Here is an 11626-nt window from a genome sequence, read left to right as displayed (position 1 = left end):
CACCGAATTGACGTTCCATGTCGCGATCTGCACGGGCGGAGGGATCCTTGGGGTCGCGAGGGTGCGACAGAAGAGGGCGTTCGCCGGTTGCCTAGCATGAAGCGGCGGGATGCGCCCAGCAGGGAAGGGCAACGGTGTGGCAATCTGCTTCCCCTCCCCCTTGCGGGGAGGGGTAGGGGTGGGGGTCGCGGTGTTCTGCGCTTTCGAGGTCGGACTGCTTTGGCTCGGAACTTGGTCGGCATCAAGCGAAGCACGGCTTGGGCCCCACCCCCAGCCCCTCCCCGAAAGGGGACGGGGAGACCCGCGGCAAATTTAGCGACCTGTTAAGTCAAATTGTAATCACCGCCAGCATGCCTCTGACAATCCACTGTTTTCCGGATCGTGTGACAAAGCCGTTAGCACTTTGGCAAGCGCCCCATGCGAGCGTTCGAGCTTCGGCATGCTCTGGAGTTCGCTCCATGGCAGCAGCCGCCGGCCCGTTTCGAGGTGTGTTTTGCGTAAAGCCAGAGCTTGGATCCACGGCGCCATCGCCCAAAATCCCACTCTTCCCAAAACCCTTGTGTCCCGGGGTCGCGCCGCAGGCGCCCTCGTCATTCTCGGCGCTCTCGGCTTCGGCGGCTGCGCCCAGCAGCCGCAGCAACTCGCCGCCGCCAGCGGCCATTCCAAGGAATATTTTCCGTCTTCGGTGTACGGCAAGGCGAGCCAGCGCATCGTCGCGAACGGCGGTGTGGTGCCCCACGGCGGCGGCCAGTACCTCGTCGGCAAGCCTTATACGATCGCCGGGCACTCCTATTATCCCAGCGAGCGCAAGGTCGTGCAGGTCGGTACCGCCTCCTGGTACGGCGAGGCCTTCCATGGCCGTCTGACCGCCAATGGCGAGATCTACGACCGCGAATCCTTCACCGCCGCGCATCCGACGATGCCGCTGCCGAGCTACGCCCGCGTCACCAACCTGCGCACCAACGCCTCGATGATCGTCCGCGTCAACGATCGCGGCCCTTACGCCTCGAACCGGATCATGGACGTGTCGAGCAAGGTTGCTGACGCGCTCGATATCAAGCGCACCGGCACCGCCAAGGTGAAGGTCGAATACGTCGGCCGCGCGAGCCTCGCCGGCTCCGACGACGCAAAGCTCTATGCCACGCTGCGCACCAACGGGCCCGCGCAGTGGCACGAGGGCGAGCCCAACATGGTCGCCGAGGCACAGCCGCCGGCCCGTGTCGCCTCGATCGCGCCCTACGCCCCGGCCCCGGTCCTCGTCGAGCCGGCGCGTGAAGAAGTCGCCATCGCCCGCCACCAGGATATCGCTCCGGCGGCGCTGGAGCCGCTGCGCGAGCGCCCCATCGAGCGGCCGATCGTCCGCCCCGAGCCCGAGTTGCGGGCCGAACCCAAATTCCGCGCCGAGCCGCGCCCGATCGAACGTCCGGTCCGCACCGCGATGCGCGAGCCGGAACGCCAGCCGCCGCATTGGCAGCGCGGACCGACGTTCGACGAGGCGGCCATCCGATCCCTGGTGCAGCGCGAAGCCATTCCGGCCCATGCCTACCATGCTGTCGCCGAACCGGCCCCGCCAGCCCGGCCCCTCGGCCGGCTCGCGCCGCAGACCACGCGCGTGGCGCAGACCCCGCTGCCGCCTTCGCGCCATATGGATCTCGGCACCATCCCCGGGGCGGGCGTCCCGATCCACGGCTGGCATCAGGGCAAGCCAAGTCTTCAGGCCAAGCCAAGTCTTCGCCTGTCGCGCAACGACTGATCCTGTTTCTGCAGGCGGCGCTCGCGTCGTTGTGGCCGCGTCCCTACCTTATGCGCTATGGGTCACGCCACTGTTACGGTCGGGCCTCTCGGGTTCGAGTTCAACGCGGAGACGCAGCGTGAGACGCCTTCGGATTGTCACCGCTTCGGCACTGAGCCTCGCGATGGCTGCGCCGGCGCGCGCCGAACCCATCCAGACGTCGATCCCCCACGTTATTCTCATCGATGCCGCGACGCGGACCGTGCTCTACGAGCACGGTGCCGACGATCTGGTGACTCCGGCTTCGACCGCCAAGATGATGACGGCGACGATCGTGTTCGACATGCTCACCACCGGTAAGCTCAAGCCGGACCAGATGTTTCCGATCAGCGAGACGGCGTGGCGGCAGGGCGGGGCGCCGTCGCGCGGCTCGACCATGTTCGCGGCGCTGCACAGCGAGATCTCCGTCGACAACCTGCTGCACGGGCTGATCATCGATTCCGGCAACGACGCGGCGATTGCGCTGGCCGAAGGCATCTCGGGCTCAGAGGGCGGCTTCGCCACGCTGATGACGACCCGCGCCCGCGAACTCGGGCTTACGCATCTCACCTTCACCAACGCCTGGGGCCGACCGGACGGCGACCAGAAGGTCACGGCGCGGGAAATGGCGCTGCTCGCCGACCACATCATCGAGACCTATCCGACGCTCTACAAGATTTTTGGCGAGCGCGACTTCTTCTGGAACAAGATCAAGCAGCCCAACCGCAATCCGTTGCTACTGATGGATCTCGGTGCCGATGGGCTGAAGACCGGCAATATCGACACCAGCGGTTTTGCCCTCGTCGGGTCGGCGGTGCAGAACGGGCAGAGGCTCATCGTGGCGATCTACGGGGCCCGGACCGCGTCGGAGCGCGCCGACGAAGCGCGCAAGCTGCTGCAATGGGGGTTTCGCTCGTTTGAATCCAAGCTGCTGTTTTCCTCCGGCGACACCGTCGGTTCCGCCCAGGTTTTTGGCGGGGAGAGCCGGGACGTGCCGCTGGTCGCGCCCAAGGACATTCGCGTTCTGATGCCGCGCGAGCCCGCCGACCGGCTGAGTGCCAAAGTGGTCTATATCGGGCCGATTGCGGCGCCCGTCGGGCTGGACCAACCCGTCGCCACGCTGAAGCTGATGCGCGGCAGCGCCGAGGTGCTCAATGTGCCGCTGCGGACGGGCAAGGCGGTGGAAGTCGGCTCGCTGCCGCGGCGCGCCCTCGATGCCGGCCTGGAATACGTGACGGGTCTGTTCCGCAAATATATTCTGAAGACCACATGATATCAGGTAGCGATACCGGCAGCGCCGCCTCGGACCCCGGTAATAGTACCCGTGGATGCTTCATCACGGTCGAGGGTGGGGAGGGGGGTGGCAAGTCCACCCAAAGCAAGGCGCTGGTGGCGCGGCTTCGCGCCGCCGGCCTTCAGGCGATCGCGACGCGGGAACCGGGCGGGTCACCATCGGCCGAAAAAATCCGCGAGGTGCTGCTCGCCGGCACGTTCCAGACGCTTGGGACCAAGGCGGAGGCTCTGCTTTTTGCCGCGGCGCGCATCGACCACCTGGACCTGCGGATCAAACCCGCCCTGGCCGCTGGGACCTGGGTGGTCTGCGACCGGTTTCACGACTCCACACGCGCCTATCAGGGCGCGTTGGGATCGCTCGATCCCGGCTTTCTCCAGACGCTCGAGCGCGTGACATTGGCCGGCGCGAAGCCCGACCTCACGCTGATCCTCGACCTGCCGGCCAAACTCGGGCTGACGCGGGCCGCGATGCGGCGGACGGCCGGCGCCGCACCGGACCGTTTCGAGGCTGAGTCTCTCGACTTCCATCAGACCCTTCGGCAGGCTTTCTTGGCGATCGCGGCGAGCGAGCCGGAACGTTGCGTGGTCGTCGACGCGACGCAGTCGCCGGAGGACGTCGAGCAGGCGATCTGGGATGCGGTGAGCTACCGGCTGCCGGTGCCGGGAGCCTGATCCGTTTATGAGTTTTGCCCTGATCGCCTTGGTGCTCCTGGCGGCGCTGCTCCACGCCGGCTGGAATGGCCTTCTGAAAAGCGGCGGCGACCGTTTTCGCGCGATCGTCATCATGAGCACGGCATCGGGTGCGGCGTGCGTGCCGGCGCTGGCCCTGCTGCCGATGCCGGCTGCGGCAAGCTGGCCGGCCATCCTCGTTTCGGCGGCGCTGCATATCGCCTACAACCTGTTTCTCGTGGCGGCGTACCAATACGGCGACCTCGGCCAAGTCTATCCCGTCGCGCGCGGCGCGTCGCCACTGTTGGTGACCCTCGGCGCGCTGTTGCTCGCCGGCGAGCACCCCGACACCCTAATGCTGCTCGGGATCGCGCTTGTCTCCTTCGGCATCGTCAGCCTCGCCCACGGCTGGAACGCCGGCGGTCCGCGCAAGGGGCTGGTCGTCGCGCTGACGACGGGTGTGCTCATCGCCTGTTATACCGTGACCGACGGCCTGGGCGGCCGGCTCTCGGGCGCGCCGGTGTCCTACGCCGCCTGGCTATTCGTCATCGATGCGCTCCCGATGCCGCTGATCTATTGGGCCACGCGTCGCGACGGTCCCGCGCTGTTCGACCTTTCCCCCGCGACGACCAGGGCGGCGGCGGGTGGGCTTGTGTCCCTGGCCGCCTACGCCATCGTCATCTATGCCGCCTCGATCGCCCCGATGGGCGGCGTCTCGGCGCTGCGGGAAACCTCCGTCGTCTTCGCGGCCCTGATCGGAAAGCTGTTTCTCGACGAGGTGCTGACCTGGCGCCGGCTGCTTGCCTGCGCCACGGTCGGCGCCGGCGCTATTCTGCTGGGGTATCATTGAGCCGGCGCGCGCACTTGAGGCTGGCGCTTCGGGCGCTCGCTGCGCGATAAGGCGGGGATGAGCGCAGACACCGAAGACGAGGCCGACCGGCTCGAAGGCACGCCGCATCCGCGGCAGGCGCGGCGGTTGATCGGCCATGCGGCGGTGGAGCGCGACCTGCTCGACGCCTACCGCGCCAACAAGCTACCGCACGCCATCATTTTCGGTGGGCCGGCCGGCATCGGCAAGGCGACGCTGGCTTGGCGTCTTGCTCGCTTCATCCTCGCCAATCCCGACCCGAATGCACCAGCCGTCCGCGACGCGCGCGACTTCGCCGTGGTCCCGGATTCCAAGGTCGCGTCGCAGATCGCATCGCTATCGCATCCGGACGTCTCCCTGCTGCGCCGCGAGGTCAACGACAAGACCAAGCGTTTTTACACCGAGATCCGCGCCGACGACGTACGCAAGACGATCCAGCTGTTTCAGCGCGCGGCGAGCGCCGGCGGCTATCGCATCGGCATCGTCGACAGCGCCGAAGATCTCAACCGCTCCAGCGCCAACGCGCTGCTGAAACTGATCGAGGAGCCGCCGCCGAAGTCGCTGTTTCTGCTGGTGGCGCATCGGCCGGGCTTGATCCTGCCGACGATCCGCTCGCGCTCGCGCTTCATTCGGTTGGGAGCTTTGACGCCGAGCGAAGTCGATGCCGTCGTCGGATCCCTCGGGCCGCCGTGGTCGGAACAGACGCACGACGACCGCGCCAAGGCGGCGGCGCAGGCCCATGGCTCGGTCCACGGTGCATTGCGGCTGCTCGGCGGCTCCAAAGGCATCGAGCTCGACGCGCTGGTGCAACGGCTGCTGCGAAATCTGCCCAATGTCGATTGGACCCAGGTCCATCGCCTCGCCGACCAGATCGCCGGCCGCGACGGCGAGGCCGGCTTCGACATCGCGATGACCGCGATCTACGATTGGCTCGATCAGGCCGTGCATGACGGCGCGGCGGGGCAGGGCCCGCGCCGCCTCGCGCCCTACGCCGAGGCCTGGGACAAGGTCGCCGCTAATGCGCGAGAGACGGAGGCTCTGAACCTCGACAAGCGGCCTTTGATCCTCACAATCTTTTCCGATCTCGCCGCCGCAGTCCGCGCCGCCGCCTGACGCTTTTGAAACTGCGCCTCAGGCCAACCGCTGCGCCACCAGCCGCCCGATATCGGCGAACACCGCCTCGAGCGCCGGCGCGGTCGGCGCACCGCCCTGGGTATAGGCGCAAATCACGATCGGCGTGTCGGTCTTCGGCCAGACGATGGCGATATCGCCCGAGGCATCCTTGCCGTTGTTGCCGGTCTTGTCGCCGATCCGCCAGTCCTTCGGCAGGCCGCCGCGCAGGCGATTGGCGCCGGTCGTGCAGGCGACCATCCAGCCGGTCAGACGCGCGCAGGACTCCGCCGACAGCGCGTCACCCAGGACGAGACGCCGGAGCGTCCCGGCCATCGCGCCGGGCGTGGTCGTATCGTGCGGATCGCCCGGCGGCGACCGGTTCAGCGCCGGCTCGTTGTGGTCGAGACGGCTCGTGTCATCGCCGATCTCGCGCCAAAACCGCGTCAAAGCAGCCGGGCCGCCGACCCGCGCCAGCAGCAGGTTGGCGCAGGTGTTGTCGCTGAGGGTCACTGCGGCCTCGGCCATCGCCACGACCGACATCGCGCCGGCGGCGAGGTTCCGCTTGGCGACCGGCGCATAGTCCATAAGGTCGCCGGGCCCGTAGGCGATCATCGCATACAGCCGATCCTTGCCCTGGTCGATGCGCGCCAGAACGAAAGCCGCGAGCGAGGCTTTGAAGGTGCTGCACATCACAAAGCGCTCGTCGGCGCGCCAGAGAATTTTCGCGCCGGTCCGGATATTCCCGGCGTAGAGGCCGATGCGCCCGCCGCTCACGAGCTCATAGGCCGCAAGCGGCACCGGCGCCTCGGCCGCCTGCGCCGGCCAAGCGAAGAGGGCGGGGGCCGCCGCCAAAAGACGCCGTCGATCGAGAATCACGTGAACTCCTATGCCGCCGAGATGCCCGCCGTATTTCGGTCGTTCGTGCCAAGATTGTGATGACATCGCGCAAGGGTCGGACAGAGCGATGCGCCACCCTCGACAAGCCTATTTGGAGGCCTAAAATGGGTCTCGTTTTAGAGCTGTACCGCGACAAACGCCGGTTTCGGTTCGCGTTTTGTGGTGATCACCATGACCAAGCTGATGGACGATGCGATTGCTTCCTTGCGTGAGGACGTTCCGCCGGAACACCAGGACGATATCGCGCGCGCGGTGATGCAACTGACCGGCAAGGCCCAGCGAGTCTACCGGCTGACGCAGGAAGAACGCGCCGATCTGGATGCCGCAGACCGTGAAATCGCCGACGGAGACTTCGCGACGAACGACGAAGTCCGCGCGGTCTGGGCAAAGCATGGTCTGTGAACGTCCGCTTCACGAAGACCGCCCTGCGTCAGCTTCAAAGCGCGCTTGCCTACATCGCTGACCGCGATCCAGACGCGGCCCGTCGGGTTGCCGGTCGCGTACAGACGATCATCGAGCTTCTGGGCCTCCATCCCGAAGCCGGAGAGGCCACGGACCGCTCAAGTCAACGACGGATCGCCACGACGCCCTATCCGTATGTCGTTTTCTATCGTGTCGGGAAGGCGGAAATCATCATTCAACGCATCCGACACGCTGCGCGGCGACCGCTCTAACCATGGGGCGGAAGCGCCTTTGATGTTGCGGCTCGCGCGCCCTGCCGTTACGAGCAAAGCATGTCCAGGCCCACCTTCTCCATCTCCACCGCCGCGCCTTACGCCAACGGCGCGCCGCATATCGGCCACGCCTACGAGCGCATTGCGACCGACGCCATCGTTCGCTTCAAGGCGATCGACGGATTCGACGTGTTCTCCGTGTCGAGCATGGACGAGCATGGCCAGAAGATGCAGCAGGCGGCGGCGGCGAACGGCCTGACCCCGCAGCAGCTCGCCGACCGCACGGCGGAGCAGTTCCGCGCGCTGGGCGACCTGCTCGACACGCCGGTCACCGAGATCGTCCGCACCACCCAGCCGCGCCACCATCGCGCATCCCAGGAAATCTGGAAGCGGATGGAGGCCAACGGCGACATCTACCTGTCCAAGTATCCCGGCTGGTATTCGGTCCGCGACGAGGCGTTTTTCGACGAGGCCGAGCTGACGCCGGGGCCCAACGGCACCAGGCTGGCGCCCGGCGGTGCTTCTGTCGAATGGGTCGAGGAGGAGAGCTACTACTTCAAGCTCTCGGCCTATGGCGACCGCCTGCTCGCCTTCTACCGCGACAATCCGGACTTCATTGTTCCGGAAAAATATCGCAACGAAATCATCGCCTTCGTTGAACGCGGGCTAAACGACCTGTCGATCAGCCGCTCGACGTTCAACTGGGGCATTCCGGTGCCCGGCGATGCCAAGCACGTCATGTACGTCTGGGTCGATGCGCTCACCAACTACATCACCGCCACCGGCTGGCCGGAGGAGGGCGCAGACAAGGCGCGCTTCTGGCCGATGGACGTCCATGTCATCGGCAAAGACATCACCCGCTTTCACGCCATCTTCTGGCCGGCCTTTCTGATGTCCGCCAGTCTGCCGCTGCCCAAGCAAATCGTCGTCCACGGCTTCCTGTTCAATCGCGGGGAGAAGATGTCGAAGTCGGTCGGCAACGTCGTCAGTCCCGCCTCGTTGGTCGACGCCTATGGCGTTGATCCGATGCGCTATTTTTTCCTGCGCGAAATTCCGTTCGGGCAGGATGGCAATTATTCGCACGAGGCGATCGTCAACCGCACCAACGCCGACCTCGCCAACGATCTCGGCAACCTGGCGCAGCGCTCGCTGTCGATGATCGGCAAGAACTGCGGCGCGCAGGTGCCGGAGCAGGGCGCCTTGACGGCGGCCGACGAGGCCATCCTGCAAGCGGCCTGGGCGTTGCCGCCGCTGGTGCGCGCGTCGATGGATGATTTCGCCCTGCACCTCGCGCTCGGCCACATCTGGCGCGTGGTGGCGGACGCCAACCGTTATTTCGCCGGCGAAGAACCGTGGCTGAAGCGCAAGACCGATCCGGCACGCATGGCCACCGTGCTGTTCGTCACCGCCGAGGTGTTGCGCGTCGTCGCCATCCTGGCGCAGCCGTTCATGCCGGCCGCCATGGCGAAACTGCTCGATGCCCTTGCCGTCGCCCCCGAGGCCCGCCACATCGCGTCCATCGGCACAGGACCCGGCCTCATATCGGGCACGGCCTTGCCGGCGCCGACCCCCGTCTTTCCCCGTTACGTCGAAGAGAAAGACGCAACCGAAAAAGTTTGATGATGCTGATCGACAGCCACTGCCATCTCGACTTTCCCGAGTTCGCCCCCGAACGTGACGCCGTCGTGGCCCGCGCCCGCGCGGCCGGGCTGGTGCGGATGATCACCATCTCGACGCGCATCGACAAATACGACGACGTGAAAGCGATCGCGGAAGCTTACGACGACGTGTTCTTCACCGTCGGCACCCATCCGCATCAGGCTCATCTTGATCCCGAAACCAGCGCCGCGCGCATCGTCGAACTTGCCCAGCATCCGCGCTGCGTCGGGATCGGCGAGGCCGGGCTCGACTACCACTATGATCAGGCGCCGCGCGACGTCGCGGCCCGCGTCTTCCGCACCCATATCGCCGCCGCGCGCCTCAGCGGCTTGCCCTTGGTGATCCATGCCCGCGATGCCGACGACGACGTCGCGGCTATCCTCAAGGACGAGATGGGGAAGGGGGCTTTCACGGCCCTGCTCCATTGCTTCACCGCCGGCCCGGCGCTGGCTGCGACGGCGCTGAACCTCGGCCTGTCGATCTCCTTCTCCGGCGTCGTCACCTTCAAGAACTCCGACGCGCTGCGCGCCATCGCCGCCACCGTGCCGTTGGACCGCATCCTGGTCGAGACCGACGCGCCGTTTCTCGCGCCGATCCCGCACCGTGGCAAACGCAACGAGCCGGCCTTCGTCGCCCACACGGCGGCAGCCGTCGCCGCGGTCAAGGGCGTCAGCCCTTCCGAGCTCGGCGCCGTCACCACGGCCAACGTGCTTCGTCTTTTTTCGAAGATGCCGGCGCCGGTCCAGGCCGCGGCGGCGTGAGCCTGGCGATCACGATCCTCGGCTGCGGCTCGTCGGGCGGTGTTCCCCGCGTCGGCCAGGGCTGGGGCGCCGCAGATCCGGCCAACCCGAAAAACCGCCGCCGCCGCTGCTCGATCCTGCTGCGCCAGACTGGCGGCGACGGCGGCGTGACCCAAGTCCTGGTCGATACCGGACCCGATCTCCGCGATCAGCTCCTCGGTCAAGGCGTCGCGCGTCTCGACGCAATCCTTCTGACCCATCCCCATGCCGACCATATCCATGGGATCGACGACGTCCGGCCGCTGGTCATCGCCGGCGACAAGCGCATCGACATCCACATGGATGAACCGACCGCCGCCCATGTCACCACGACGTTCCGCTACATCTTCGAGACGCCGCCTGGCAGCGGCTATCCGCCGCTGCTCAACCAATGCCGGCTGACCGACGGCACGCCGGTCACCGTGGAAGGGCCGGGCGGTCCGCTGACTGCCTTGCCGTTCCGTCTGAACCACGGCGAGATCGATGCACTCGGCTTTCGCTTCGGCGCCATCGCCTACACGCCCGACCTGAACGCAATTCCCGACGTCAGCATCGCGGCGCTCGAGAACCTCGACATCTGGATCGTCGACGCCTTGCGCTACAAGCGGCATCCAAGCCATTTTTCCCTCGCCGAAACACTTGGCTGGATCGAGCGGCTCAAGCCGAAGCGCGCCATCCTCACCAACCTTCATACCGACATGGATTTCGAGACGCTGCGCGGTCAGCTGCCGGACACCGTCGAGCCGGCTTTCGACGGCATGATCATCCGCGCCTGAGCCCCGATCCGCCATACAATATGTTTAGGTTCCATAATATTGATTATGCGAATCATATATGAGGTGGCCTACGCCCTCTTCCGTCGTTCGACCGTTAAACCAAAGACGTAGAAATCTGAATTATCCGTGTCGCCGCTGCGTCATGCCTAACATTCGACCGGCCCGGAACCTTTTTAGGCTGTAATTTCGATAGCCAATTCTTGGTTGTGCTGCTAGCAATTGGGCAACGCGGGGCTTCTTCCATTTCTATCGGGTATCACCACGGTCAGGAGAGGCTGGTAGCGTTCGCTGCCGGCCCATCATGCGTGGGCGGTCATGATAATGATTTTGGATTCGCTTTGGAGAGAGCGAAGGCGTCGGCGGTGAGTGGCGGAGACGAGCAGGCACAACATGAGCAAAGGTAGAGATTTCCGGGGTCCCAAGAAGCGTGGTTTCGACGACGACGCTCCATCCCCTTACGACGCACCGCGCCTGAACCGCACGCCGAGACCGGCGTTCGGGGGCGGCTTCGGTGCCAGCCCTGCTGCTGCCCCTGATATGGGCGGTGGCGCAGCATCGGCGGCAACGGTGGACGCGGTCGTCAAATGGTTCAAAGGCGACAAGGGCTTCGGCTTTGTCGAATTGGCCAATGGCGCGGGAGACGCGTTTCTCCATATCGGCGCCTTGCAGTCGGCCGGCTACGAGACGGTCCCGCCCGGCGCCAAGCTGAAGGTCAGTGTCGGCAACGGCATGAAGGGCGCGCAAGTCACGCGCGTGTTCGAAGTCGATACGGCTGGCGCCGTCGAGCGCGCGCCGCAACGTTCGTTCGGCGATGCGCCGCGTGCGCCGCGCCGCGCCCCGGATCCGGCCTCGGCCATTCCGGTGACCGGCAGCGTCAAATGGTTCGACGACAACAAGGGCTTCGGCTTCGTTCAGGCGAACGATGGCGGCAAGGATGTCTTCGTGCACATCTCGATCCTCGGCCCGGCTGGCATTCAGCACCTGCCGGAAGGCCAGGCCGTGAACATGCGCGTCGTCGATACCCCGAAGGGCCGCGAGGCTCTGTCGATCTCGCTCGGCTAGCACTTTTGTGTCGGAAAGGTCGGACGGCCTTTCCGACGCGTGACGGCGGCGCCGTGCCGACGATT

Annotated in this window: 12 protein-coding genes; 11 read left to right on the top strand and 1 reads right to left on the bottom strand. The window is 66.1% G+C overall.

Features of this window, described 5'->3' with window-relative positions:
- Positions 1 to 493 precede the first annotated feature (493 nt).
- The 5 genes from GSQ79_RS29160 (at position 494) to GSQ79_RS24410 (ending at position 5714) form a co-directional block, all read left to right on the top strand.
- Positions 494 to 1753, top strand: coding sequence for a septal ring lytic transglycosylase RlpA family protein (locus GSQ79_RS29160; RefSeq protein WP_246725561.1), 1260 nt, complete (start codon positions 494 to 496; stop codon positions 1751 to 1753).
- A gap of 118 nt (positions 1754 to 1871) precedes the next feature.
- The gene (locus GSQ79_RS24425) at positions 1872 to 3044 is read left to right on the top strand and encodes a D-alanyl-D-alanine carboxypeptidase family protein (protein ID WP_368669972.1); all 1173 of its coding nucleotides are present in this window, start codon (positions 1872 to 1874) and stop codon (positions 3042 to 3044) included.
- Positions 3041 to 3736: a dTMP kinase gene (tmk, locus tag GSQ79_RS24420; protein WP_158811360.1), complete on the top strand. Its 696-nt coding sequence runs from the start codon at positions 3041 to 3043 to the stop codon at positions 3734 to 3736. The genes GSQ79_RS24425 and tmk overlap by 4 nt, the downstream gene beginning before the upstream one ends.
- 7 nt (positions 3737 to 3743) lie before the next feature.
- A complete protein-coding gene (locus GSQ79_RS24415; protein ID WP_158811359.1) occupies positions 3744 to 4583 on the top strand; it encodes an EamA family transporter in 840 nt (279 codons plus the stop codon).
- Positions 4584 to 4640: 57 nt separating this feature from the next.
- Positions 4641 to 5714, top strand: a complete 1074-nt coding sequence (locus GSQ79_RS24410) for a DNA polymerase III subunit delta' (protein WP_158811358.1) — start codon at positions 4641 to 4643, stop codon at positions 5712 to 5714.
- A gap of 18 nt (positions 5715 to 5732) precedes the next feature.
- Here GSQ79_RS24410 and bla read toward each other — a convergent pair whose 3' ends face one another.
- The gene (bla, locus tag GSQ79_RS24405) at positions 5733 to 6590 is read right to left on the bottom strand and encodes a class A beta-lactamase (RefSeq protein WP_158811357.1); all 858 of its coding nucleotides are present in this window, start codon (positions 6588 to 6590) and stop codon (positions 5733 to 5735) included.
- 192 nt (positions 6591 to 6782) lie between these two features.
- Between bla and GSQ79_RS24400 the strand changes: the two genes are divergently transcribed.
- From GSQ79_RS24400 to GSQ79_RS30195, 6 genes are all read left to right on the top strand, one after another.
- On the top strand, positions 6783 to 7013 hold the full coding sequence (locus GSQ79_RS24400; RefSeq protein WP_158811356.1) for a hypothetical protein: 231 nt from the start codon (positions 6783 to 6785) through the stop codon (positions 7011 to 7013).
- Entirely contained in the window at positions 7010 to 7285 is a 276-nt protein-coding gene (locus tag GSQ79_RS24395) for a type II toxin-antitoxin system RelE/ParE family toxin (protein WP_158811355.1), read from the top strand. Before GSQ79_RS24400 ends, GSQ79_RS24395 begins: the two co-directional genes overlap by 4 nt.
- Before the next feature lie 60 nt (positions 7286 to 7345).
- Complete coding sequence (metG, locus tag GSQ79_RS24390; RefSeq protein ID WP_158811354.1) at positions 7346 to 8905, top strand: methionine--tRNA ligase; 1560 nt, start codon at positions 7346 to 7348, stop codon at positions 8903 to 8905.
- 2 nt (positions 8906 to 8907) lie between these two features.
- Positions 8908 to 9705, top strand: coding sequence for a TatD family hydrolase (locus GSQ79_RS24385; RefSeq protein ID WP_158811376.1), 798 nt, complete (start codon positions 8908 to 8910; stop codon positions 9703 to 9705).
- Entirely contained in the window at positions 9702 to 10499 is a 798-nt protein-coding gene (locus tag GSQ79_RS24380; RefSeq protein ID WP_158811353.1) for an MBL fold metallo-hydrolase, read from the top strand. Before GSQ79_RS24385 ends, GSQ79_RS24380 begins: the two co-directional genes overlap by 4 nt.
- A 390-nt stretch (positions 10500 to 10889) precedes the next feature.
- On the top strand, positions 10890 to 11561 hold the full coding sequence (locus GSQ79_RS30195) for a cold-shock protein (RefSeq protein WP_158811352.1): 672 nt from the start codon (positions 10890 to 10892) through the stop codon (positions 11559 to 11561).
- Positions 11562 to 11626: the final 65 nt, after the last annotated feature.

It is taken from the genome of Beijerinckia sp. L45 (genome assembly GCF_009765775.1).
Classification (GTDB): Bacteria; Pseudomonadota; Alphaproteobacteria; order Rhizobiales; family Beijerinckiaceae; genus RH-AL1.
Note: the sequence above shows the minus strand (reverse complement) of the source record. Positions and strands in the feature narration are given on the sequence as shown.

Coding starts and splice junctions, on each gene's coding strand:
- tmk (WP_158811360.1), top strand. CDS start 3,041: ATGATATCAGGTAGCGATACCGGCAGCGCCGCCTCGGACCCCGGTAAT.
- GSQ79_RS24415 (WP_158811359.1), top strand. CDS start 3,744: ATGAGTTTTGCCCTGATCGCCTTGGTGCTCCTGGCGGCGCTGCTCCAC.
- GSQ79_RS24410 (WP_158811358.1), top strand. CDS start 4,641: ATGAGCGCAGACACCGAAGACGAGGCCGACCGGCTCGAAGGCACGCCG.
- GSQ79_RS24400 (WP_158811356.1), top strand. CDS start 6,783: ATGACCAAGCTGATGGACGATGCGATTGCTTCCTTGCGTGAGGACGTT.
- metG (WP_158811354.1), top strand. CDS start 7,346: ATGTCCAGGCCCACCTTCTCCATCTCCACCGCCGCGCCTTACGCCAAC.
- GSQ79_RS24385 (WP_158811376.1), top strand. CDS start 8,908: ATGCTGATCGACAGCCACTGCCATCTCGACTTTCCCGAGTTCGCCCCC.
- GSQ79_RS30195 (WP_158811352.1), top strand. CDS start 10,890: ATGAGCAAAGGTAGAGATTTCCGGGGTCCCAAGAAGCGTGGTTTCGAC.